The organism is Pseudomonas protegens, from assembly GCF_003363755.1.
Lineage (GTDB): Bacteria > Pseudomonadota > Gammaproteobacteria > Pseudomonadales > Pseudomonadaceae > Aquipseudomonas > Aquipseudomonas danubii.
The window spans coordinates 3,115,890-3,140,171 of record NZ_CP031396.1; the positions used below are offsets into that span (position 1 = coordinate 3,115,890).

21 protein-coding genes are annotated in these 24,282 nt (G+C 64.0%); 6 read left to right on the top strand and 15 right to left on the bottom strand.

Translation table 11 applies throughout. The features are described 5' to 3' along the window. Positions 1–287: 287 nt before the first annotated feature. Complete coding sequence (locus DWF74_RS13995) at positions 288–1,343, bottom strand: phosphorylcholine phosphatase (protein WP_102862110.1); 1,056 nt, start codon at positions 1,341–1,343, stop codon at positions 288–290. A 240-nt stretch (positions 1,344–1,583) separates the two neighbouring features. Here DWF74_RS13995 and DWF74_RS14000 point away from each other — a divergent pair, with 240 nt between their 5' ends. After that, on the top strand, positions 1,584–2,975 hold the full coding sequence (locus DWF74_RS14000; protein WP_102881188.1) for an L-cystine transporter: 1,392 nt from the start codon (positions 1,584–1,586) through the stop codon (positions 2,973–2,975). Positions 2,976–3,031: 56 nt separating this feature from the next. Here the strand turns inward: DWF74_RS14000 and DWF74_RS14005 are convergent, their stop codons facing one another. Beyond that, positions 3,032–3,544 (bottom strand): dihydrofolate reductase, encoded by a 513-nt coding sequence (locus DWF74_RS14005; protein WP_115581153.1) that lies wholly within the window; start codon positions 3,542–3,544, stop codon positions 3,032–3,034. A gap of 96 nt (positions 3,545–3,640) precedes the next feature. Here DWF74_RS14005 and DWF74_RS14010 point away from each other — a divergent pair, with 96 nt between their 5' ends. Continuing rightward, positions 3,641–5,020: a DUF2868 domain-containing protein gene (locus DWF74_RS14010; RefSeq protein ID WP_115581154.1), complete on the top strand. Its 1,380-nt coding sequence runs from the start codon at positions 3,641–3,643 to the stop codon at positions 5,018–5,020. After that, positions 5,013–6,392, top strand: coding sequence for a GTPase/DUF3482 domain-containing protein (locus DWF74_RS14015; protein ID WP_115581155.1), 1,380 nt, complete (start codon positions 5,013–5,015; stop codon positions 6,390–6,392). Before DWF74_RS14010 ends, DWF74_RS14015 begins: the two co-directional genes overlap by 8 nt. 125 nt (positions 6,393–6,517) lie before the next feature. On the opposite strand, the gene DWF74_RS14020 is transcribed toward DWF74_RS14015, so the two are convergent. The 7 genes from DWF74_RS14020 to DWF74_RS14050 form a co-directional block, all read right to left on the bottom strand. After that, positions 6,518–7,066 (bottom strand): phosphonate degradation HD-domain oxygenase, encoded by a 549-nt coding sequence (locus DWF74_RS14020; protein ID WP_102881192.1) that lies wholly within the window; start codon positions 7,064–7,066, stop codon positions 6,518–6,520. Continuing rightward, positions 7,066–8,199: a TIGR03364 family FAD-dependent oxidoreductase gene (locus tag DWF74_RS14025; RefSeq protein ID WP_102862116.1), complete on the bottom strand. Its 1,134-nt coding sequence runs from the start codon at positions 8,197–8,199 to the stop codon at positions 7,066–7,068. Before DWF74_RS14025 ends, DWF74_RS14020 begins: the two co-directional genes overlap by 1 nt. Positions 8,200–8,289: 90 nt before the next feature. Continuing rightward, positions 8,290–9,315, bottom strand: a complete 1,026-nt coding sequence (locus tag DWF74_RS14030; RefSeq protein WP_115581156.1) for a putative 2-aminoethylphosphonate ABC transporter substrate-binding protein — start codon at positions 9,313–9,315, stop codon at positions 8,290–8,292. A gap of 48 nt (positions 9,316–9,363) precedes the next feature. After that, positions 9,364–11,088 (bottom strand): putative 2-aminoethylphosphonate ABC transporter permease subunit, encoded by a 1,725-nt coding sequence (locus tag DWF74_RS14035; RefSeq protein ID WP_115581157.1) that lies wholly within the window; start codon positions 11,086–11,088, stop codon positions 9,364–9,366. 1 nt (position 11,089) lies between these two features. Beyond that, positions 11,090–12,166, bottom strand: a complete 1,077-nt coding sequence (locus DWF74_RS14040; RefSeq protein ID WP_102881196.1) for a putative 2-aminoethylphosphonate ABC transporter ATP-binding protein — start codon at positions 12,164–12,166, stop codon at positions 11,090–11,092. Positions 12,167–12,398: 232 nt separating this feature from the next. Beyond that, positions 12,399–13,262 (bottom strand): LysR family transcriptional regulator, encoded by an 864-nt coding sequence (locus DWF74_RS14045; protein ID WP_102862527.1) that lies wholly within the window; start codon positions 13,260–13,262, stop codon positions 12,399–12,401. 115 nt (positions 13,263–13,377) lie between these two features. Next, positions 13,378–15,729 (bottom strand): heavy metal translocating P-type ATPase, encoded by a 2,352-nt coding sequence (locus tag DWF74_RS14050; protein WP_115581158.1) that lies wholly within the window; start codon positions 15,727–15,729, stop codon positions 13,378–13,380. An 88-nt stretch (positions 15,730–15,817) separates the two neighbouring features. Between DWF74_RS14050 and cadR the strand changes: the two genes are divergently transcribed. Beyond that, entirely contained in the window at positions 15,818–16,267 is a 450-nt protein-coding gene (gene cadR / locus DWF74_RS14055) for a Cd(II)/Pb(II)-responsive transcriptional regulator (protein ID WP_092308673.1), read from the top strand. A 23-nt stretch (positions 16,268–16,290) separates the two neighbouring features. Here the strand turns inward: cadR and DWF74_RS14060 are convergent, their stop codons facing one another. The 4 genes from DWF74_RS14060 to DWF74_RS14075 all read right to left on the bottom strand — a co-directional run bounded on the left by DWF74_RS14060 (position 16,291) and on the right by DWF74_RS14075 (position 19,752). Continuing rightward, complete coding sequence (locus DWF74_RS14060; protein WP_115581159.1) at positions 16,291–16,881, bottom strand: undecaprenyl-diphosphatase; 591 nt, start codon at positions 16,879–16,881, stop codon at positions 16,291–16,293. Positions 16,882–17,060: 179 nt separating this feature from the next. Beyond that, on the bottom strand, positions 17,061–18,032 hold the full coding sequence (locus DWF74_RS14065) for a thymidylate synthase (RefSeq protein ID WP_015637397.1): 972 nt from the start codon (positions 18,030–18,032) through the stop codon (positions 17,061–17,063). Positions 18,033–18,078: 46 nt separating this feature from the next. Continuing rightward, positions 18,079–18,888: a prolipoprotein diacylglyceryl transferase gene (lgt, locus tag DWF74_RS14070; RefSeq protein WP_102862122.1), complete on the bottom strand. Its 810-nt coding sequence runs from the start codon at positions 18,886–18,888 to the stop codon at positions 18,079–18,081. Positions 18,889–18,969: 81 nt separating this feature from the next. Next, a complete protein-coding gene (locus DWF74_RS14075; RefSeq protein WP_102862123.1) occupies positions 18,970–19,752 on the bottom strand; it encodes a sulfite exporter TauE/SafE family protein in 783 nt (260 codons plus the stop codon). 123 nt (positions 19,753–19,875) lie between these two features. On the opposite strand from DWF74_RS14075, the gene DWF74_RS14080 reads away from it, so the two are divergent. Next, the gene (locus DWF74_RS14080; protein ID WP_102862124.1) at positions 19,876–20,622 is read left to right on the top strand and encodes an NRDE family protein; all 747 of its coding nucleotides are present in this window, start codon (positions 19,876–19,878) and stop codon (positions 20,620–20,622) included. A 73-nt stretch (positions 20,623–20,695) separates the two neighbouring features. Here the strand turns inward: DWF74_RS14080 and ptsP are convergent, their stop codons facing one another. Then, the gene (ptsP, locus tag DWF74_RS14085; RefSeq protein ID WP_102862125.1) at positions 20,696–22,975 is read right to left on the bottom strand and encodes a phosphoenolpyruvate--protein phosphotransferase; all 2,280 of its coding nucleotides are present in this window, start codon (positions 22,973–22,975) and stop codon (positions 20,696–20,698) included. 22 nt (positions 22,976–22,997) lie between these two features. Further along, positions 22,998–23,477 (bottom strand): RNA pyrophosphohydrolase, encoded by a 480-nt coding sequence (locus DWF74_RS14090; RefSeq protein WP_011064073.1) that lies wholly within the window; start codon positions 23,475–23,477, stop codon positions 22,998–23,000. Positions 23,478–23,621: 144 nt separating this feature from the next. On the opposite strand from DWF74_RS14090, the gene DWF74_RS14095 reads away from it, so the two are divergent. Beyond that, positions 23,622–24,278 carry an HAD family hydrolase gene (locus DWF74_RS14095; protein ID WP_102862126.1) on the top strand — a complete coding sequence of 219 codons (657 nt, stop codon included), beginning with the start codon at positions 23,622–23,624 and terminating at the stop codon, positions 24,276–24,278. The last annotated feature ends 4 nt before the right edge of the window (positions 24,279–24,282 follow it).

Here is a 24,282-nt window from a genome sequence, read left to right on the forward strand (position 1 = left end):
TTGGCAGTCACAAGTTGAAACATCCTCCGCCTGGAGCGGACGCCGGCTCCGCCCCGAACGACAGGCGCCCCTTGCAGGAGCTGGCTTGCCAGCGAAAGCGTCCACAAGGGCGATGCCAGATCCAAGGAACTCTTCGCCGGCAAGCCGGCTCCTACGGATGAAAGCGGCTTGGCGGATCGGTTTACCGTAGGAGCTGGCTTGCCAGCGAAAGCGTCCACGAGGGCGACGCCAGACCCAAAGGCCTGTTCGCCGGCAAGCCGGCTCCTGCAACGGTGGGGAGGCCGGGGTTACTGGATGTCTTCGGGCTTGACGATCACCCAGTTCTTGTCGGCGGTCACCGGCAGGCCTTCCTTGGCCTGGGCCGCGGCGTGCTTGGCCATCATGCCGTTGAGCTGGGTCATGTACTTGTCCTTGCGGTTGATCCACAGGTGGATGCCGCCCTTGGCCACGTCCACATCATGGAACAGCATGTAGCCGTCGCTGGTCGGGGTGTCGCCACCTACCAGCACCGGTTTCTTCCACTCGTCGATGTAGGTCAGGATCGCCGCGTGCTTGCCCGCCATCCAGGTGGCCGGGGTCCACAGGTAAGGCGTCAGCTCCAGGCCAAGGTTGGCTTTCTCGTCGTACTTGCCGTCGGTGATCTGCTTGCGCGCGGTGGTCAGGGCGCCGGTCTTGCGGTCCTTGAGCAGGGTGGTCACGCCAATCACGTTCTGCGGCTTGACGTTGTAGCCGTACTTGGGATCGGAGGCGACCATGCGCACCAGCTCTTCGGAGGCGGCGGTCATCACATAGACCTCGATGCCGTTCTCCATCAGTTTGTTGTACAGCTCGGTCTGGCCGGTGAAGACCTTGGGCGGGTTGACCTCAATGGTCTTGACCACGTCACCGTCGTAATAGGTGCTCGGCACCGGCTTGCCGGAGGCCATCAGCTCGTCGACGTAGCCCTTGAGTTCCTTGAGGGTGAAGCCGGAGAACACCTGCGCCACCCAGGGGTAGCAGACCATGTCGTCGATTTCACACAGGCGGTAGTAGTAGCTGAACAGGCTTTCCTTGTGCTCGGCGGTGTCCTTGAACGGAATCAGTTTCAGCGACGGGTCGAGGGTCTCGCGGGTGATCAGCCCCTTGTTTTCCATGAAGGGCAGCAGGGACTCTTCCAGATCGTAGCGGTAACTGGTGTTGTCCATGTCGAACACCGCGAAGTTACCCTTGTTGGCGTTGGCCGCGATCATCGCGTCCAGCTGCTTGGCCTGCTCCTGCGGCCAGTGCTTCAACTCGGTAGCGAAGGCCTGGCCGGCAAGGCCCAGGCAGAGTGCAACGGCTAGAAATTTCGGCGCGAACTTCATCTGCGGTTTCTCCCTGAGTGAAAGGTTCGACGCTAACAAATCCCTGTGACAGTTCCCGTCTCTACGCGACCGCTTGCGTCCCGAGAGCGCCAACCACATGCGCCTGAGCGTCAGCCGCTTATTCCAAAAACGACAGTTGCCATGCGATATCGTTATTAATTCAATAGATTTCAAGCTGTTAGGCTTGCCGGTTCGCAATCGCCCTGAGCCGCGATTGACACAAGTCTTATCGGAGCCCCAATGAATCTGCCGCTGATCCTCAACCTGCTGGTGTTCCTGGCCCTGCTGCTGGGCCTGGCACAAACCCGCCACACCACCTGGAGCCTGGCCAAGAAGGTCCTGCTGGCCCTGGTGCTGGGCGTGGTCTTCGGCATCGCCCTGCACAGCCTCTACGGCGCCGGCCACCCGGTGCTCAAGGCCTCCATCAGCTGGTTCGACCTGGTGGGCAATGGCTACGTGCAGTTGCTGCAGATGATCGTGATCCCACTGGTGTTCGCCTCGATCCTCAGCGCCGTGGCCCGCCTGCACAACGCCTCGTCCCTGGGCAAGATCAGCTTCCTGACCATCGGCACCCTGCTGTTCACCACCGCCATCGCGGCGCTGGTGGGCATCGGCCTGACCAACCTGTTCGGCCTGACGGCCGAAGGGCTGGTGGCCGGCACCCAGGAAATGGCCCGCCTGCAAGTGATCCAGAGCGATTACGCGGGCAAGGTCGCCGACCTCAACGTGCCGCAGCTGCTGCTGTCGTTCATCCCGCAGAACCCTTTCGCCGACCTGGCCCGGGCCAAGCCGACCTCGATCATCAGCGTGGTGATCTTCGCCGCCTTCCTCGGTGTCGCGGCGCTGCAACTGCTCAAGGATGACGCCGACAAGGGCCAGAAAGTGCTCAACGCCATCGACACCCTGCAAGCCTGGGTAATGCGCCTGGTGCGCCTGGTGATGAAGCTGACCCCGTACGGCGTGCTGGCGCTGATGACCAAGGTGGTGGCCGGTTCCAACCTGCAGGACATCATCAAGCTCGGCAGTTTCGTGGTGGTGTCCTACCTCGGCCTGGGCCTGATGTTCGTGGTCCACGGCCTGCTGGTGGCCCTGGCCGGGATCAACCCGCTGCGCTTCTTCCGCAAGATCTGGCCGGTGCTGACCTTCGCCTTCACCAGCCGCTCCAGCGCCGCCAGCATTCCCCTGAGCATCGAAGCCCAGACCCGGCGCCTGGGCATTCCCCAGTCCATCGCCAGCTTCGCCGCTTCGTTCGGCGCCACCATCGGCCAGAACGGTTGCGCCGGCCTGTACCCGGCCATGCTGGCGGTGATGGTTGCCCCCACCGTGGGCATCAACCCGCTGGACCCGCTGTGGATCGCCACCCTGGTGGCTATCGTGACCTTGAGTTCCGCGGGCGTGGCCGGCGTGGGCGGCGGCGCGACCTTCGCCGCACTGATCGTACTACCGGCCATGGGCTTGCCGGTGTCATTGGTGGCGTTGCTGATTTCCGTGGAGCCGCTGATCGACATGGGCCGCACGGCGCTGAACGTCAGCGGTTCGATGACCGCCGGCGCCATCACCAGCCAAGTGATGCAGCAAACCGACAAGGCGTTGCTGGACGCCGATGAGCACGCGGAACTGGCTCAGGCTTGATTGACCTCTTCGCCGGCAAGCCACCCCCGACGAGGGACGACTTGCCGGCGAAGCGCTTAACGCTTCTCCCACACCTCGAAGCGGTACGCCGGCTTGTCCCCTTCCGGCGGATTCGGCACATCCGACACCAACTGCCATTGGTCCAGATCGAACGCTGGAAACCAGGCATCCCCTTCCGGGCTCAAGGCCACCCGCGTCAGATACAGACGATCGGCCTGCTCCAGGCCTTGGCTATAGAGCTGCGCGCCGCCTATCAGCATCAGCTCGTCGGCCCCCTGCTCCAGGGCCCACTCCTGGGCACGGACCACCGCGGCCTCCAATGACGGATAAACCTCGGCACCTTCGAGCACCAGATCGGTCTGACGACTGACCACGATATTCAACCGCCCCGGCAAGGGCCGGCCCAGGGAGTCCCAGGTCTTGCGCCCCATGATGATCGGCTTGCCCAGGGTCGTGGCCTTGAAGTATTTGAAATCCCCCGGCAAGTGCCAGGGCATGCTGTTGTCGACGCCGATCACGCGGTTTTCACCGAGGGCCGCGATCAGGCTGAGAGGGAGAGATTTTTTCATGCCGGCGAGGATACCAGAGGGCCCAAGCCTGGCAACTTCACCCGACCGCCGCTGCAGCAGTTATGCTCAGCGCACTTTAAAGCGATGGAATGACGCGTGACTGCACTGACTCCCCTGCAACGACTGTGGCTGACCGAAACCGTGCGCCTGCGCGAGGAGCACGCCGGGCCACTGGACGATCAGGAAGCCAACCGCCTGGCCCGCAACCAGGGCGGCGACCTGGCCACCCGCATCCAGACCCGAGCCCTGTGGCTGGCCCAGCGCGACGGTCTGCACAGCGCTTTGCTGCACTGGCTGCAAGGCGCACGCCTGGCCTTGCTGATGCTGGCAGTATTGGCGGTCCTGAGCGGTGCCGGCCTGGCCTTCAGCGCCCTGGGCAACACCCAGCAACCGGTCAATGTGTTCTGGGCCCTGGGCAGCCTGCTGGGCCTGAACCTGATCCTGCTGCTGAGCTGGCTGATCGGCCTGCTGTTCGCCGGCGAGCACAGCGCCAGCCTGGGCCGGCTGTGGCTATGGCTGAGTGAAAAGTTCTCCCGCGACGCCAAAGCCGCGCAGTTGCCACCGGCCCTGTTGCTGTTGCTGCAGCGGCGCAAGCTCAATCGCTGGGCCCTGGGCGCCCTGGTCAACGGCCTGTGGTGCCTGGCCCTGTTCAGCGCCGTGGTCATGCTGCTGTTGCTGCTGACCACCCACCGCTACAGCTTTGTCTGGGAAAGCACCCTGCTGGGCGCCGATGCCTTCGTGGCCATTACCAACGCCTTGAGTGCCCTGCCCCGTGGCCTGGGCTTTGGCGCGCCGAGCGTGGCGAGCATCCAGGCCAGCACCCGGGACGTCTACAACACCGAGCTGATCCGCCAGTCCTGGGCCATCTGGCTGGTGGTGCTGGTGATGATCTACGGCGTGCTGCCGCGCCTGCTGCTGATGCTGTTCTGCCGCTGGCGCTGGAAACGCGGACAGGCCCGCCTGCAACTGGACCTCAAGCTGCCGGGCTACGCCCAATTGCGTGAGCGCCTGATGCCCAGTAGCGAGCGCCTGGGGGTCAACGATGCCGCACCCAAGCAGTTGCACCGCGTCGAAGGCGGGGTCAGCGCCCAGGACAGCAGCGGCGCCCTACTGGTGGCCATCGAGCTGGACGACCAGCGTCCCTGGCCGCCGCAACTGCCGGACAGCGTCAAGAACGCCGGCATCCTCGACAGCCGCGAGTCGCGCAACCGCCTGCTGGAGCAGATGAGCCGCTTTCCCCCGGCGCGCCTGGTGATCGCCTGCGATCCGCGACGCTCGCCGGATCGCGGCAGCCTGGGACTGATCGCCGAACTGGCCCGCAGCGCCAGCGCCACCCGGGTCTGGCTGCTGCAAGCTCCGCCCGGCCAGGCCCTGGATGCCGACCGCCTGGGGGATTGGCACACCGCCCTGCAGCAGCTGGAGCTGCCGTTCGCCGATTGCGCGCCCCTCAACTGGCTGGAGACCGGTCATGACTGATGTTCGCCAAAAACCCCTGAAACTGGCGGTGGTCGGCCACACCAACGTCGGCAAGACCTCGCTGCTGCGCACCCTGACCCGGGACGTGGACTTTGGCGAAGTCTCCCACCGCCCCAGCACCACCCGGCATGTGGAGGGCGCCCGCCTGTCGGTGGATGGCCAACCCCTGCTGGAGCTCTACGACACCCCGGGCCTGGAAGACGCCATCGCCCTGCTGGACTATCTGGAGCGCCTGGAGCGCCCGGGCGAGCGCCTGGACGGCCCGGCCCGGCTGGCACGCTTTCTCGACGGCAGCGAGGCTCGGCAACGCTTCGAGCAGGAAGCCAAGGTCCTGCGCCAGCTGCTGGCCTCGGACGCCGGGCTCTATGTGATCGACGCCCGGGAACCGGTGCTGGCCAAGTACCGGGATGAGCTGGAAGTGCTGAGCGGCTGCGGCAAGCCGCTGCTGCCGGTGCTGAACTTCGTCAGCAGCGCCGAGCAGCGTGAAGGCGATTGGCGCGAAGCCCTGGCCCGCCTGGGGCTGCACGCCCTGGTGCGGTTCGACAGCGTGGCGCCACCGCAAGACGGCGAACGGCGCCTGTATGAAAGCCTGTCCCTGCTGCTGGAGCATGCGCGCCCGGCCCTGCAACGGCTGATCGACGACCAGCAGGCCCAACGTCTGGTGCGCCAGCAAAGTGCGGCACGGCTGATTGCCGAACTGCTGGTGGACTGCGCCGCCTGCCGCCGCAGCGTAGCCAGCGACACTCAGCAGGAACAGCAAGCCATCAGTGAGTTGCGTCAGGCGATTCGCCAGCGTGAACAGCGCTGCGTCGAAGCCCTGCTCAAGCTCTACGCTTTCCGCCCTCAGGACGCCTCGGCCAGCGATCTGCCGCTGCTGGACGGGCGCTGGGGCGACGACCTGTTCAACCCGGAAACCCTCAAGCAACTGGGGGTGCGTGTCGGTGGCGGAATCGCCGCGGGCGCGGCGGCCGGGGCCGGCGTGGATCTGCTGGTGGGCGGCTTGACCCTGGGCGCCGCGGCGTTGGCCGGGGCCATTGCCGGCGGCGCGCTGCAGACCGCACGCAGTTATGGCAGTCGCCTGCTGGGCAAGCTCAAGGGCCAGCGCGAATTGACCGTGGACGACAGCGTGCTGCGCCTCTTGGCACTGCGTCAGCGGCAGCTGGTGCAGGCGCTGAACCTGCGCGGACACGCGGCCATGGACAGCATCCGCCTGGCCACGCCGGAGGATAAGAGCTGGCGCGAGGGCAAGTTGCCGGAAGCCTTGAGCAAGGCTCGGGCTCATCCGCAGTGGTCATCGCTCAATCCCCATGCGCGCCTGAGTCAGACCGAGCGCCAGGAGCAGATCGAGGCCCTGGCTCAACATCTGCTGTAGCCGCTGCCAAGCCCGCGAGGCTGCGCCAAGGGCCGCAGGACCTTCAACACTCCCAGAAGCGGCGCCTCCTGCGCAGCCGTTCGCAGCCTGCGGCAGCAGCTACAAAAACCAAGCCTGAACCACGATCAAAGCAGCGCCAAGGCCTTATCCTTGAGGATCTGCAGGTCCATCACCGGCACCCACATTTCCTTGGCCTGCTCGTCCCAGTGACGCATGCGCAAGCTCAACGCACACAGCGGGTCGAGTTCAAAGGCCGCCGCCTCTGCCGCGCTCATCACCCCACCCTGATACGCCAGGGTACGTCGGCTGGCCTCGCTCAGCCGCTGGTAATACCCCGGCTCCTTGAACGTCAGGTAACGCTTGGCCTGGACGTGGTATTCCACCAGTCGTGCCAGGCGCTCGCTGAAGCCCGCCCGGCGCAGATAATCGGCCCCCAGGCGCTCATGGCTGACCACGCCAAAACCGCCCATGTTCTCGGCATCCTGCTGACAGATGTGCCCGATATCGTGGAAGAACGCCGCCAGCACCACTTCGTCGTCATAACCTTCCGCCAGGGCCAACTGCGCCGCCTGGGACATATGCTCGATCTGCGACACCGGCTCGCCGATGTAGTCGTCATCGCCAAAGCGCTCGTACAGGCCGAAAACCTCATCAATCACTTGCTGGCGACTCATCACGCCTCCTCCAGTACCCGGACGATATTGCCCTCGGCCATGGCCGGACCGACGCTCATGCCCACCCCAGTGTGCATCAGCGCCACATAGAGCCCGGGGGCCGCCTCCAGGAAGGAGAACGGCCCAGGCCCGCGAGCACCATAGACGCCCTGCCAGCGCTCCACCACCTGGACCTTGCAGCCCAGGGTCTGCTCGGCCAGCTCGATCAGCCAGTTATCCACCTGTTCGCTATTGAAAGGCGACGGATCGCTGCCGTAATCATGGGAATCGCCGATGATCACCTCGCCATAAGGAGTCGGGCTGATCAGCAAGTGAATGCCGTGCTCATGCAGGTGTGGCGCTTCACGCAGGATCTGCGCCTGTACGGCGGCCGCTTCCGGCAGATCGGCAAAGGCGCCGTAATGCACGCAACTGAGCCCGGTGAGCAACGCATGTTGCAAGTTCAGGTTGACCTGGGGCCGGGCGCGAAGCATCTGCAAGCGGCAGATCTGCGGTTGCAAGGCCGCGATCTGCTCGGCCAGCAGGGTCTGATAATCGTGCCCCGAACACAGCACGATGCGTGGCGCTTGGAAGCGGCCAGCGGTGCTGTGCAGTTGCCCCGGCTCGATGTCACGCACCAGGGTCGAAAAGTGGAACTGCACCCCCAGGTCGCGGCGCAGGTAGTCGATCAACAGCGCAATGGCTTCCCGGGAATACAGCTGCTGGTCGTCCAAGCCATGCAACGCCGCCCGATGATGGCGGAACTGGCCACCGTACAGATCATTCAGCGCCGCGCCCTGAAGCAGCTCGACGCGGTAGCCGTGCTCGCGCGCGCGGCCGGCACAGAAGGCCTCCAGCAACTGCTCTTCGGCTTCGTTGCGGGCGAACAGGTAAGAACCGTTGCGCTTGAGTGGCAGGCCTGCCAGTTGTTGCCAATCCGCCCAGATATCGCGGCTGGCACGGGCCAGCTCCAGCATGCGGCCCGGTGGCTGGCCGGTGACCAGGGCCTGGCCGAAGTTGCGCACCGAAGCGCCCAAAGGCGTGGCGCTGCGCTCGAAAACTCGCACCCGCAGACCGCGTTTGGCAGCCGCGTAGGCGTGGGACAGGCCGAGGATGCCGGCGCCGACGATCAGTAGATCGCTGTGATGGGTCATGAGTGGTGTCCTGGTGGGAAGCGCCTTCGCTGGCGAGCCGGCTTCTACAAACCCGGTAGAAGCGGCTGGCCGGCGAAAGCGATTGATCGGTTACTGCTTGGCAACTTTTTCCGACTTGCCGTCATAGCGCTTGCGCCATTCGGCGAGTATCTGGTCGCGGTTCTTCGAGACCCAGGCAAAGTCATTCTTGATCAGGCGCTGCTCGTAGTCCGCTGGCAGCTCGGTCTGCGGCTTGGCGATGCCCGGCTGAGCCAGGACGGCGAAGTTTTCCTTGTACAGCTCCATGGCTTCGGGGCTGGCAGAGAAGTCGGCGAGCTTCTTCGCCGCCTCTTCATGAGGGGTGCCCTTGATCACTGCGGTGGCTTCGATTTCCCAGCCCAGGCCTTCCTTGGGCAGGATGATGTCCAGCGGCGCGCCCTGGCGCTTGAGCTGCACGGCCGGGTATTCGAAGGAAATGCCAATCGGGAACTCGCCGGCGGCGGCCAGCTTGCACGGCTTGGAGCCGGAGTGGACGTACTGGCCGATGTTCTGGTGCAGGTCGTCCATGTACTGCCAGCCCTGTTTCTCGCCGAAGGTCTGCAGCCAGGCGCTGACGTCAAGGAAGCCGGTGCCCGAAGACGCCGGGTTGGGCATGACGATCTTGCCCTTGTACTCGGGCTTGGTCAGGTCCTGCCAGCTCACCGGTTTGCTCAGGCCCTGCTTCTCGGCCTCCACGGTGTTGAAGCAGATGGTCGCGGCCCACACGTCCATGCCGACCCAGGTCGGTGGGTTGGCGGCGTCGCGGTAGTTCGGGCCGATCTTGCCCAGGTCCTTGGGCGCATAGCTTTGCAGCATGCCCTGCTGATCGAGGATCGCCAGGCTGGACGCCGCCAGGCCCCAGACCGCGTCCGCTTGTGGACGGGCTTTTTCCGCCAGCAGCTTGGCGGTGATGATCCCGGTGGAATCACGCACCCACTTGATCTCCACGTCCGGGTTGGCCTTTTCGAAGGCTTGCTTGTAGGACTTCAATTGCTCGGCTTCAAGGGCCGTGTAGACCGTCAGTTCGGTTTTCGCAGCAAAGGCGTTCAGGCTGACAGCAGAGAGGACGGCAGCGGCAAGAGCCAGGGGCTTGAACATGGTGCGGTTCCTTAGTGAGTGCAGATCAGAGGGTGAGTGAGCAGGAAATCAGTGGCCCGGGGCGCTTTGCCGCCAGGCCTGGGAGCGGCGCAACAGCCCGCGGGAAGCCCCGGCCAGCAGCAGCGAGACGCCGGCCGAGGTGAACAGGATCAGGGTCGACATCGCCGCAGCGCCGCCCACATTGCCGGCGTCGTCCATGTTCAGCACGGCCACGGCGGCGAGGATGGTGTCGGGGCTGTAGAGGAAGATCGCTGCCGACACCGTGGTCATGGCCGAGACGAACAGGTAGCGCACGATGTCCAGCAACGCCGGCAGGCAGATCGGTACGGTAACCCGCAGGTAGTGCCGGTACAGCGGCGCCTTGAGCGACAGCGCGGCGGCCTCGAACTCGGCATCCAGCTGGCGCAGGGCGGTGGTGGCAGTCATCTGCGCGGTGGTGAGGTAGTGGGCGATGGTGCACACCACCAACAGGGCCATGCTGCCGTAGAACACATGCAGCGGATTGCCGTTGAGGTTGAAGAAGAACACATAGCCCAGGCCCAGCACCAAACCGGGCACCGCCATCGGCACGAAGCTGAGCATGCGCAACGCCAGGTTCAGGCCACGCTGGCCGCTGGTTTTCTCCATCAGGTAGGCCCCCGTGAAGATCACCACACTGCCGATCAACGCTGTGCACAGGGCCATGGTCAGGCTGTTGCGGTAGGCCAGCCAGCCGCCACCGGCGGTGTCGTTGAACTGGTAGTGATTCAGCGACAGCGACAGGTTGTAGGGCCAGAACTTCACCAGGGAGGAATACACCGCCATGCCGAACACCAGCAGCAAGGTCGCGCAGATCAGCAGCACGATGGCCAGGTAGCAACCATCGCGCAGCCGCGACGGCGCCGGTTTGAACACCTGGGCACGACCGCTCATGGAGTCGCCATGACGACGGCGCAACCAGGCATCGACGCCGAAACTGAACAACGCCGGCAGCAGCAACACCATGCCGATCAAGGCGCCGCGGCCGAACTGCTGCTGGCCCACCACCGCCTTGTAGGCCTCCAGGGCCAATACCTGATAGTCGCCGCCCACCACCACCGGCACGCCGAAGTCGGTGATGGTCAGGGTGAACACCAGGCAGAACGCGGCGAACACCGCTTGCCGGGTGGCCGGCCAGGTGATGCTGCGAAAGGCCTTGGCGGGGCTGGCGCCCATGCTCGATGCGGCATCGAACAGCCGCGCATCCGCCAGGGACAGGGCCGAGAGCAGGATCATCAGGGCATGGGGAAAGGTGTAGATGACTTCGCCGAGAACGATGCCCCAGAAGCCGTAGATGTTCTCGGCGAACAGGCCACGCAGCATCCCCTGGTTGCCGAACAGATAGACCAGGGCAATGCCCGGCAGCATCGACGGCGCCATCAGCGGCAACAGCGACAGACCACGCCACAGGCCCTTGCCGGGAATCAGCGTGCGTTGCAGCGCGTAGGCGAACAGATAAGCCAGGGGCACCACGATGGCGGCCACGCTGAGGGAGACTTTCAGGCTGTTGCCCAGCAACCAGTGGAAGTTGTCGCTGGTCACCAGTTCACGGGCCGCCACCCAGCCACCGCCCTGCCCGGCCTCGGCGCTGAAACCGCGCCAGAAGATCGCCAACAGGGGCAACAGCACCGCTACACCCAGCAGGAGCAGAAGCAGAACCTTGCCGCCGACGACAAAGATACGGTCGCCGATCTCGGCACGAGAAGCCTGGCGCGCCCGCTTGGCAGGTAGCGGCAGGGACATTGGCACGCTCATCTTAGGCAAACACCTGGAGGCTGCGCGGCGGCAAGGCCACCCAGATGTCCTGGGCGCCCAGGCGCGGCATGGCTTCCGGGGCCAGCTCCGCCAGCAGTGCATGCCCCGGCAGCTCGTTGAGTTCAAAGCTCATGCGGCAGCGATTGCCGAGGAAAGTGATCTCGCGGACCTTGGCCGGGAACAGGTTTTCCTCATGCACCGGCGGGTTCACGCTGATGGCTTCCGGACGACAGAACAGGCGACCCGAAGCGGCCTTGGCCGAATCGTCGGCCAGGCGCACATTCATCCCGCCGACCTGGGCGTGGCTGTCGCTGTTGCGGCTAAAAGGCAGCCAGTTGCCCTGGCCGACGAACTCGGCGACGAAGGGCGTGGCCGGACGATCGTAGATTTCCTGGGGCGTGGCGTACTGCTCGACCTTGCCGTTGTTCATCACGGCGATGCGGTCGGCCATCAACATGGCCTCGTCCTGATTGTGGGTGACCATCAGGGTGGTGATCCCCAGACGCCGTTGCAGCTGGCGCAGCTCGGTGCACAAGTGCTCGCGGACCCGGGCGTCCAGGGCCGACATCGGTTCGTCCAACAGCAGCAGCGACGGTGACGGCGCCAGGGCACGGGCCAGGGCGACGCGCTGCTGCTGGCCGCCAGACAGCTGGCCGGGGTATTTCTTCTCGCTGCCGGTCAGCCCGACCAGTTCCAGCATCTGTGCCACACGCTTGCGCACTTCCTCACGGCCACTACCGGCCAGGCCGTAGGCGATATTGGCTTCCACCGTGAGATTGGGAAACAGCGCATAGGACTGGAACAGGATGCCGTAGTCCCGGGCTTGTGGCGCCAGCAGCGAAACATCCCGGTCCCCCAGGTACAACTCGCCCTGGTCCTGGCGCTCAAGGCCGGCGATGCAGCGCAGCAGTGTGGTCTTGCCGCAGCCGGACGGGCCCAGCAGACACACCAGTTCGCCGGCCGCGACGTCCAGGGACACGTTGTCCAGGGCGGTGAAGGCGCCAAAACGCTTCTGGATACCCCGCACCTTCATCGGCGCGCCGGGGTTGCTCAGGGCAGTTGCAGTGGAGTGGTTCATGGACGGACCTCATCTAGCAGATGAGGCAAATCCTAGAGTTGTAATGCGTCGGCCATATGGCAGTAAGGCAAAAACGACCGATAGTGGTATTCAGGGATTTTGGTTCAACCTGTAAGTCAGGTGCTGCCTGATCTGACGCCTTCGCGAGCAAGCTCGCTCCCACAGGGGGAATGCATTTCAATGTAGGAGCGAGCTTGCTCGCGAAGGCATCGGCATGACCGATGCAGGTCTTTCAGGCGGGAGCCATTTCCTGGGCCAGGCCGAGGAAGGCCGCGGGCAGGCGCGCGTTCTTGCGCTCCTTGAGGCAGTACAGGTACTCGACGATCTGCGGCGCATGCTCGATGGTCAGGACCCGCAGTTGCGGATCGTGGGGCACTTCCTGACGGGCAATGATGCTGATGCCGATATTGCGCAGCACCGCCTCGCGGATCGATTCGCGACTGCCGATTTCCAGCAGCGGGCCAAAGCTGACGTTGGCGTCCTTGAGCAAGGTTTCAGTAAGGCTGCGGGTGGTGGAGCCCGGTTCACGCATCAACAGGGTATGCCCGGCCAGGGCATTGAGCGGCACGTGATCCAGCGCCGCCAGGGGGTGGTTGCGATGCACCGCCAGCACCAGCGGATCGCTGCCCAATACCCGGCGGATCAGCCGCGCATCCTCCAGCAGTTGCGAGGAGGCCGCCACATCCACCCGGTAGTCTTCCAGGGCTTCGAGGACTTGCTGGGAGTTGCCGATCTCCACCGACACTTCGACCTGGGGCAATCGCTCGCGGAAAGTCTTCACCAGATCGAGGATGTAGTACGGCGCGGTGGCAGCGATGCGCAATGTGCCCTGCACCTGCCCGCTGTTGCGCAGGAAGAACTCGATGTCAGCCTCCTGCTGCAACAGGTCCTTGACCATGGGCAGCAGGCGCGTGCCTTCGTCGCTGAGGCTCAGGCGCCGACCGCCGCGGTAGAACAGCTCCACCGAATACTGGCTTTCCAGGTTGCGGATCTGCGTGGTCACCGTCGGCTGACTGAGGCCAAGCTTCTTCGCCGCCAGGGTGATGCTGCCCAGGCGGGCGACCATGTAAAAAGCCTTCAGCTCGGCACTCAGCATGGCGGCTTGCCGCAGCTGCAAGCTTTGAGCGGCAAGCCGCAAGCTGAAGCCGGTGCGTGTGAGTTCATCACTCTGGTTTTCCCCTCAGTTGCTTGTTGCTTGCCGCTACGGTGGCCTATTTGCGCAGCAGGCGCAGGCCGTTGAATACCACCAGCAGGCTGACGCCCATGTCGGCGAACACCGCCATCCACATGGTGGCGAGCCCGGCAAAGGTTACCCCAAGAAAGATCGCCTTGATGACCAGGGCCAGGGCGATATTTTGCTTGAGCACCACCGAGGTCTGGCGCGACAGGCGAATAAAAGCCGGAATCTTGCGCAGATCGTCGTCCATCAGCGCTACATCCGCAGTCTCGATGGCCGTATCGGTGCCCGCCGCGGCCATGGCGAAACCTATCTCGGCCCGGGCCAGGGCCGGGGCGTCGTTGATGCCGTCGCCCACCATGCCCACCCGATGCCCCTGGGCATACAACGCCTCGATGGCTTGCAGCTTGTCGGTGGGCAACAGGTCGCCCCGGGCCTGATCGATGCCCACCTGGGCCGCAATGGCCTGGGCGGTGTGAGGGTTGTCGCCGGTGAGCATCAGGGTCTTGATCCCCAGCTCATGCAACTGCTGGATGGCCTCGCGGCTGGATTCCTTGACCGTGTCGGCCACGGCGAACAGTGCCAGGGGGCCATTGCTGTCCAGCAACAGCACCACGGTCTTGCCCTGCTTCTCCAGGGCGAAGAGTTTTTCCTCCAGGGCCGGGGAGCACAGGCCCAGCTCTTCCACCAGGCGGTGGTTGCCCAGGTGATACAGCTGGCCGTTTATTTCGCCGCGCACTCCGCGCCCAGTCAGGGCTTCGAAGTTATCCACAGCATGCAGCGCCAGCTGCTTATCCACAGCCGCCTGGGCAATGGCCAGGGACACCGGATGATCGGAACGTCCCGCCAGGCTCGCGGCCAGGGCCGGAGCCGTGTCCTGCGCCAACGGGTCCAGGGATAGGAAATCGGTCTGTACCGGTTTGCCGTGGGTGATGGTGCCGGTCTTGTCCAGGGCCAGGTAGTCGAGCTTGTAACCGCCCTCCAGGTAGACCCCGCCCTTGACCAGGATGCCCTTGCGGGCCGCAGCCGCCAGGCCGCTGACGATGCTCACCGGGGTGGAGATCACCAGGGCACAGGGACAGGCCACCACCAGCAACACCAGGGCGCGGTAGATCCAGTCGAACCAGACGCCACCCATGAACAGCGGTGGAATCAGCGCTACGGCCAGGGCGAAGGCGAATACCGCCGGGGTGTAGATTTTCGAGAAGGTATCGACGAAGCGCTGGGTCGGCGCCCGGGCGCCCTGGGCCTGCTCCACGGCGTGGATGATCCGTGCCAGGGTCGAGTTGTTGGCGGCGGCGGTCACGCGATATTCCAGGGAACCGGCCTGGTTGATGGTGCCGGCGAACACCTTGTCGCCCACGGTTTTTTCCACCGGCAGGCTTTCACCGGTGATCGGCGCCTGGTCAATGGTGGAGCTGCCGGACACGACCTCGCCGTCCAGACCGATGCGCTCTCCCGGGCGAACTCGCACGCGGGCGCCCAGTTCGACGTTTTTCGCCTCCAGTTCGCTCCAGCTGCCGTCCGCCTGCTGCACCGTGACCTGTTCCGGGGTCATCTGCATCAGGCCGCTGATGGCGTTGCGCGCCCGGTCCAGGGAGCGGGCCTCGATCAACTCGGCCACGGTGAACAGGAACATCACCATCGCCGCTTCCGGCCATTGGCCAATCAGCACTGCACCGGTCACGGCAATGCTCATCAGCGCATTGATATTCAGGTTGCGGTTCTTCAGGGCGATCCAGCCCTTCTTGTAGGTGCCCAGGCCGCCACTGAGGATCGACACCAGGGCCACCAGCGCCACGACCCAGTCGGGTGCGACATTGGTGAAGTGAATGACTTCGGCGGCCAGCGCGCCGATACCGGACAGGGCCAGCGGCCACCAGGCTTTCTTCACCGGCGCTGCGGCAGGCGCGACTTCGGCGCCGTCCTGCTGCAGAGGCTCGGCGTGCATGCCCAGGGATTTGATCGCTTCGATGATCGGCGTCGTGCTCGGCAGGTCGTGGGTCACCCCCAGCACGCGGTTCATCAGGTTGAACTCCAGCGCCTGAACCCCCGCCAGCTTGCCCAGCTTGTTCTGGATCAGGGTCTGCTCGGTGGGGCAATCCATGGCTTCAATGCGGAAGCTGCTCAGACGCGCGCCGGCAGTCGGTGTTTCGCTCAGGGTGACCTTGGACGGCGCCGGGCCGGCAGAACCGCAGCAGGAGGCACCGTGGGTGGCGTGATCGTGCGCCTTGACCGGCTGCAGCTTGCCCGCAGAGGCAGGGGCATGGGAATGGCTGTGATCGTGATCGTGATCGTGATCGTGATCGTGATCGTGATCGTGATCGTGATCAGCATGGGCGTGCTGGGCGTCGGGTTTGCGCGGGTTGTGAATGGAGTCGCTCATAGGGGTCGCGTCCGTATAAAGGTGCTTGTTGCCAAGTGAACACCCTGTAGCCACTATAGGGTCAAGCACCCATTCGGAGACGGCGGCAATGAAGATTGGCGAACTGGCGAAACTCACCGACTGTCAGGTCGAGACCATCCGTTACTACGAGCGCGAAGGACTGCTGCCGGAACCGGCCCGCAGCGAAGGCAACTACCGCCTCTACACCCAGGCCCACACCGAGCGCCTGACCTTTATCCGCAACTGCCGCAGCCTGGACATGACCCTCGAGGAAATCCGCAGCCTGCTCAACCTGCGGGACAGCCCCGAAGGCCAGTGCGCCAGCGTCAACGCCCTGATCGACGAGCACATCCACCACGTCAAGGCGCGCATCGACGGGCTACTGGTGCTCCAGGAACAACTGCTGGACCTGCGCCAGCGCTGCAGCGAAGGGCCGGACCTGGATCACTGCGGCATCCTCCAGCGCCTGGAAGTCAGCGGTTCGGTGGCTCCCAGCGAGGCCGAGCCGTCCCATGTCGGCCGCAGCCACGGGCATTGAGCCTGGGGCTGGGCGCCGTGGTTTCAGGAACCCCGGCGCCCAGCCGCCGCCAGCAGTCGCTGATACACAAGCTCCAGCACATCCAGCAGACGCTGATCCAGCCGTCGCCAGGCCAGGCCCAGGCGCACCAGCCATGCGCTGAACAAACCCACCAGGCAACCGCCAAGAATATCGAAGGGGAAATGCACGCCCAGGTAGACCCGCGCCCAGCTCACCAGCACTGCCAGGGCCAGCATGACCAGCCCGGTCTTGCGCAGGGACGCCAGGATCAGGGCAAAAGCCATGGCGAACATGCCGCTGGCGTGGTCGCTGGGGAAAGAGGCTCCAGGCGCATGGGCGAGGAAATTCTGCCCCAACTCCAGCATGAAGGGCCGCGGATGAAACCACAGGCCACGGATCACCAGGTTGCAGGCCAGGGCGACCACGATGCTCGAGGTCGCCAGCAGGACGATCATTTTCTGCCGGCGCTCGCCAAAGACCCAGAGCATCAGGAGCAGCAGCGGGACACAAAAGACCACCCACTGGGCGAGAAAAATCGCCAGTTCACGCATCGGCAGCGATGCCTCGGCGCTGGCATTGATGGCCAGGAACAGGCTGCGATTGAGTTCTTCCATTCAGGGGCTCGCGATCAACGTCAAAAGGACGACGTCCAGGCTTTCCCGGACCACTCCTGAGAGCCTTGACGCCCGGCAGGCAGGGCAATGCCCGGAATAGCTCCCGGGCAAAGGTCGATAAAGATATCGGGGGAAATCGACAGGGGCCGCGCGGCCCCTGGGTGCAGCCGCTAAAAGACTTAAACCGCCATCGGCGCGGTCATCGGCGCGTGGTGCTCATAGCCTTCCAGGGAGAAATCGCTCGGCTCGATCAGTTCCAGCCACTCCGGCTGGTAGACGCCAGTCTTGGCGAACTCCGGCACGCGCTCGGAAATCACCAGCTTGGGCATCGGGAACGGCTCGCGCTTGAGCTGTTCGTTGAGCATGTCCAGGTGATTTTCGTAAACGTGGGCATCACCGATGAAGTAGGTGAACCAGCGCGGCGTGTAGCCGGTCAGGCGACCGATCAGGCTCAGCAGCGCGGCGCCCTCGGTGAGGTTGAACGGCGTCCCCAGCCCCAGGTCGTTGGAGCGGATGTAGAGGGTCAGGGAGATTTCCCGGGTCTCGACATTAGGGTGGAACTGGTACAGCAGATGGCACGGCGGCAGGGCCATTTCATCCAGCTGCGCGCAGTTCCAGCCGTGGAACAGGATTCGCCGGCTGCCCGGGTCGTTGATGATGGTGTCAACGCACTGGCGCACCTGATCGATGGCCTTGTACAGCACCACGTAACCCTGGCCGTCTTCCTCGCCGGCGGCGATCTGCCGGTAGCCCTGGCTCAACGCCAGGTCAATGGCGGCCTGGTTGCTGGTCTTGATCTGCTTGTAGGCCGGCCACTTGCGCCACTGCACGCCGTAGATCTCGCCCAGATCGTCATCGCCCTGGCGGAACGGGTTGGCCAGCCACTGGGCGTTTTCGTTGGCGTTCTGGTCCCAGACCTTGCAGCCCAGGGCACGGAACTCGGCGGCGTTGTTCACCCCACGCAGGAAGCCGACCATCTCGCCGATGGCCGACTTGAAGGCCATCTTGCGGGTGGTGATGGCCGGGAAACCTTCCTTGAGGTCGTAGCGCAGCATGGCCCCGGGAAAGCTGATGGTGTTCACACCGGTGCGGTTGGCCTGCTTGGTGCCGTTGTTGATGACATGGGCCACCAGATCAAGATATTGCTTCATGAATTACCTGCATCCTTGAACCCGGGGCACGCCCCGGGATTCGAATTTATTGCGCCGCGCTCTGGGCCGGAGCGCGATGATAAGCCAGCCAGATCAGTCCCAGGCCGCCGAGGATCATCGGCACGCACAGAACCTGACCCATGGTCAGCCAGTTCCATGCCAGGTAGCCCAGCTGTGCGTCCGGCACCCGGACGAACTCGACGATGAAACGGAAGATCCCGTAGAACAGGGCGAACATACCGGAAACCGCCATGGTCGGCCGGGGTTTGCGCGAGAACAGCCACAGGATCAGGAACAACGCCACGCCTTCCAGGGCGAACTGATACAACTGCGACGGATGACGCGGCAACTGCGCCGGATCGCTGAACGGCGGGAAGATCATCGCCCATGGCACGTCGGTGGGTTTACCCCACAATTCGGCGTTGATGAAATTGCCGATTCGCCCGGCACCCAGGCCGATTGGCACCATGGGCGCGACGAAGTCCATCAGTTCGAAGAACGTCTTGTTGTTGCGCTTGCCGAACCACCAGGCCGCCAGCATTACTCCGATGAAACCGCCGTGGAACGACATGCCGCCCTTCCACACCTCGAAGATCAGGGTCGGGTTGGCCAGATAGGCGCTGAGGTCGTAGAACAGCACGTAACCCAGTCGCCCACCGACGATCACCCCCATGGACATCCAGAACACCATGTCCGAGAGCTTTTCCTTGCTCCAGGTCGGATCGAAACGGTTCAGCCGGCGCGAGGCCAGCAGCCAGGCACCGCCGATGCCGATCAGGTACATCAGGCCGTACCAGTGGATTTTCAGCGGGCCGATGGCCAGGGCCACCGGATCAATCTGCGGGTAAGGCAGCATTGCGACTCCTCGTAAGGGTTAGAACTCAAATGTCCCGGGGCAAACTGCCAGCCCAGGATTAAGCCAGGATTGCGTCACCACTCAGAACAGGAAGCTGATCCCCACGCAGAACAGTAGCGCGGCGAACAAGCGTTTCAACAGGCGTGGCGACAGTGTGTGGGCCAGGCGCGCACCGATACGGGCGAACACCATGCTGGTCAGGGCAATGCCCAGCAGCGCCGGCAAATAAACGAAGCCGAGACTATGAGCCGGAAGCTGCGGATCATGCCAGCCCAGAATCATGAAACTTAAGGCGCTGGCCAGGGCGATGGGCAAGCCGCACGCCGAGGATGTAGCCACCGCCTGCTGCATCGGTACGCTGCGCCAGGTGAGAAACGGCACCGTCAGCGAACCGCCGCCAATGCCGAAGATCGCCGAAGCCCAGCCGATCACACCGCCGGCCGCCGCCAAACCCAGCTTGCCGGGCACCTGGCGACTGGCCTTGGGCTTGAGCTCCAGGGTCATCTGCAAGGCCACCACCAGGGCGAAGACGCCGATGATTTTTTGCAGGTGCGGGCCGGAAATCGCTTCGGCGGTCAGCGCGCCGAAACCGGCCCCCAGCAGGATGCCCAGGGCCATCCAGGCGAAGATCGGCCAGCGCACCGCGCCACGGCGATGGTGTTCGCGAACGGCGTTGACCGAGGTAAAGATGATGCTGGCCAAAGAAGTGCCGACCGCCAGATGGGTCAGCACCGAGGCATCGAAGCCTTGCAGGGTGAAACTGAACACCAGCACCGGGACAATGATGATCCCGCCGCCCACGCCGAACAGCCCGGCCAGCACACCTGCACAGGCGCCCAGCAGCAGATAGAGCAGAAATTCCATGGGAGCATCCGAAAATAAGACCGGCATGGTAACGGATGCGCCGCCCCGGACTCCACTGGATGGCGATGGATACCCATTGGATCTGTGCGTAAAGTGGGCAAAAACACACAGGGGGCCACCTTAATGTGCTTGATCGTATTCGCCTGGCGGCCGGGTCATGCTCAGCCACTGATCGTCGCGGCCAACCGTGACGAATTCTACGCCCGGCCCAGCCTGCCCCTGGGGCAATGGCCGGAGTCGCCGCAGATCCACGCCGGACGCGACCTGGAGGCCGGAGGCACCTGGCTTGGTGTCGGTGCCAAGGGCCGCTTTGCCGCCCTGACCAATATCCGCAACCCGCATCAGCCCCCGGCACGACGCTCCCGGGGCGAACTGGTGGCGCGCTTTCTCGAAGGCGACGTAGCCCTGGAAGATTATCTGCACGATGTGGTGGGCCGCTCGGTGGAGTACGCCGGGTTCAACCTGTTGCTGGGCACAGCAGAGCAACTGTGGCACTACAACGCCCAGGATGTGCAACCGCAATTGCTCAAGCCCGGCGTCTACGGCCTGTCCAATGCCGGGCTCGATACGCCGTGGCCCAAGCTGCTCAAGGCCAAGGCCGCGCTGCAGGAAGTGCTGTCCAATCCACAACCCCAGGCCCTGCTGGCGTTACTCAGCGATCCGCACACCGCGCCCTTCGCCGAACTGCCGGACACCGGAGTGGGTTTGGCTACGGAAAGCCTGCTGTCCAGCGTATTCATCGCCAGCCCCAGCTACGGCACCCGCGCCAGCACCGCGCTGATCGTCAACGCGGACGGCTCGCGGCATCTGCTGGAGCGCAGTTTTGGCCCTTATGGCGGGCATCTGGGAGAGGTCGAGCTGAAAGTGTGAAACGTTCGCCAGCCAGCCGGCTCCTACACAGGCCGTTGTAGGAGTCGGCTGGCCGGCGAAGCAAATACTTCGATTACAGGGTCTTGCTCGAAGCCGGATTGATCATCCGTGCCAGGCCGAGTTTCTTCAGCGCCAATTGCAGCGAGCTGTGGATAACTTGCGGGTTGTCGATGGTCATCATCTCGTCCAGCAGTTCCTTGGCTTTGCTCATGTTGATCTGACGCAGCATCCACTTCACTTTCGGCAAGTTGGTGGCGTTCATCGACAGACTGTCGAAACCCATGGCCATCAGCAGCACCGCCGCCGCCGGATCGCCGGCCATTTCGCCACAGATGCTCACCGGCTTGCCTTCGGCATGGGCATCACGCACCACGTTCTGCAGCGCTTGCAGCACGGCCGGATGCAGGTAGTCGTAGAGGTCGGCGACCCGCGGGTTGTTGCGGTCTACCGCCAGCAGGTACTGGGTCAGGTCGTTGGAGCCCACCGAGAGGAAGTCCACCTGGCGCGCCAGTTCCCGGGTCTGATACACCGCCGCCGGAATCTCGATCATCACCCCCACTGGCGGCATGGGTACGTCGGTGCCTTCATCGCGGACTTCACCCCAGGCACGGTGGATCAGGTGCAGGGCTTCTTCCAGCTCATGGATACCGGAAATCATCGGCAGCAGGATGCGCAGGTTGTTCAGGCCCTCGCTGGCCTTGAGCATGGCCCGGGCCTGCACCAGGAAAATTTCCGGGTGGTCGAGGGTCACGCGGATGCCGCGCCAGCCGAGGAAGGGGTTGTCTTCCTTGATCGGGAAGTACGACAGCGACTTGTCGCCACCGATGTCCAGGCTGCGCATGGTCACCGGTTGCGGGTGGAAGGCCGCCAGCTGCTCGCGATAGATCGCCAGCTGTTCTTTCTCGCTGGGAAAGCGCTGGTTGATCATGAACGGCACTTCGGTGCGATACAGGCCTACGCCCTCGGCACCGCGTTTCTGCGCCCGGGCCACATCGGCCAGCAGGCCGGTGTTGACCCACAGCGGCATGCGGTGGCCATCAGGGGTGATGCAAGGCAGGTCGCGCAAGGCGTCCAGGCCCTGGGCCAGTTGCCGCTCTTCTTCCACCACATCGGCGAACTGCTTGCGCAGCACGTCACTGGGGTTGGTATAGACCTCGCCGTGATAGCCGTCGACGATCATCTGAATGCCATCGACCTTGGAATACGGCAGGTCGACAAGGCCCATCACCGTGGGAATGCCCATGGCCCGGGCCAGGATGGCCACGTGGGAGTTGCCCGAACCCAGCACCGAGACCAGCCCCACCAGCTTGCCTTCCGGCACTTCGCCGAGCATGGCCGGGGTCAGTTCTTCACTGACCAGGATGGTGTTGTCGGGGTAGACCAGGGTCTGCTGGCGCTCTTCCTGCAGATAGGCCAGGAGCCGCCGCCCCAGGTCCTTGACGTCCGAGGCGCGCTCGCGCAGGTAGGCGTCGTCCATCAGTTCGAAACGGTTGACGTGATCGGTGACCACTTGGCGCAACGCACCCTGGGCCCATTGCCCGGTCTTGATCACGGTCTTCACTTCGCTGCCCAGGGAGGCGTCGTCGAGCATCATCAGATAGACGTCGAACAGCGCGCGCTCTTCCGGACGCAGTTGGGTCGCAAGTTTTTCCGACAACGCGCGCATATCGGCGCGCACCCCTTCCAGGGCGGTCTTGAACAGCGCCAGTTCAGCGTCAATGTCGGTGATGTATTTGTCCGGGACCACATCCAGATCAGCCGGTGGCAACATCACCACCGCGCTACCTACCGCGGCGCCGGGGGAACCTGGCACGCCGACAAACTTGGCTTCCTGAATCCCCTTGCCCTGACGCCCCAGGCCGCGGATCGACCCGGTGGCCTCGGCGTGGGCGATCACCCCGGCCAGTTGCGCGCTCATGGTCACCAGAAAGGCTTCTTCACCCTCGTCGAACTGGCGGCGCTCTTTCTGCTGGATGACCAGTACGCCAACTACGCGGCGATGGTGAATGATCGGGGCGCCGAGGAACGAGGCGTAACGCTCCTCACCGGTTTCGGCGAAGTAGCGATAACGCGGGTGATCGGCGGCGTTTTCCAGGTTGAGGGGCTCTTCCCGCGTGCCCACCAAGCCCACCAGGCCTTCGTTGGGGGCCATGCTGACCTTGCCGATGGAACGCTTGTTCAAGCCTTCAGTGGCCATCAGCACAAAACGGTTGGTTTCCGGGTCCAGCAGGTAGACCGAGCAGACCTGGCTGCCCATGGCCTCTTTGACGCGCAATACAATAATCCCTAACGCCGCCTTGAGATCCTTGGCGGAGTTAACTTCCTGGACGATCTTGCGCAGCGTATTGAGCATGGCTCGGGGTCGAACTCCGTCGTCAGTCGCGCACTAAAAGGCGCGGGGCAAGCTCTTTGAGAGCGCGGCGATACACTTCGCGCTTGAATGTCACCACCTGGCCCAACGGATACCAATAACTGACCCAGCGCCAGCCATCGAATTCCGGTTTACCGGTCAAATCCATCCGCACCCGCTGCTCGTTGGAGATCAGGCGCAGGAGAAACCATTTCTGTTTCTGGCCGATGCACAGCGGCTGGCTGTGGGTCCGGACCAGGCGCTGCGGCAAACGATAGCGCAACCAGCCCCGGGTGCAGGCGAGAATTTGCACATCTTCGCGCTCCAGCCCTACTTCTTCGTTCAACTCGCGATACAAGGCGTCTTCCGGCGTCTCGTCGGGGTTGATGCCCCCTTGAGGAAACTGCCAGGCATCTTGATTGATACGGCGAGCCCATAGCACCTGTCCGGCATCATTGGTCAGAATGATCCCGACATTGGGGCGGAAACCATCGGGGTCGATCACGGCTACAACCTCGCAAACGCATGTCGCCGCATTGTTCCACAAAGCTTGGGAATGCAGCAACGAGGCTGCTTACCTTATGTGCACTCTTGTGAAAAGACCGTATTCTGGGCACCTTTTTCCGCGACTTTTCAGCGAGTAACTGCAATGCGCCTGGCTTTATTCGACTTGGACAACACGCTTCTGGGCGGCGACAGCGACCACGCCTGGGGCGACTACCTGTGCGAGCGGGGCTTCCTCGACGCCGTCGCCTACAAGACCCGCAACGACGAGTTCTACCAGGACTACCTGGCCGGCAAACTCGACAACGCCGCCTACCTGAACTTCTGCCTTGAAATCCTCGGCCGCACCGAGATGGCCGTGCTCGAGCAATGGCATCGCGACTACATGCGCGACTGCATCGAGCCCATCCTGCTGCCCAAGGCCCAGGCCCTGCTGGCCCAGCACCGCGAGGCCGGCGACAAGCTGGTGATCATCACCGCCACCAATCGTTTCATCACCGCGCCGATCGCCGAGCGCCTGGGGGTGGAACACCTGATCGCCACCGAATGCGAAATGCAGGACGGCCGCTACACCGGACGCAGCACCGACGTACCGTGCTTCCGTGAAGGCAAGGTCATCCGCCTGCAGCGCTGGCTGGAAGAAACCGGTCATGACCTGGAAGGCAGCTACTTCTACAGCGACTCGATGAACGATCTGCCGCTGCTGGAGCAAGTGGCCACCCCAGTGGCCGTCGACCCTGATCCAAACCTGCGTGCCGAGGCTCTCAAGCGCGGCTGGCAGGTGATCAGCCTGCGGGATTGAGCAC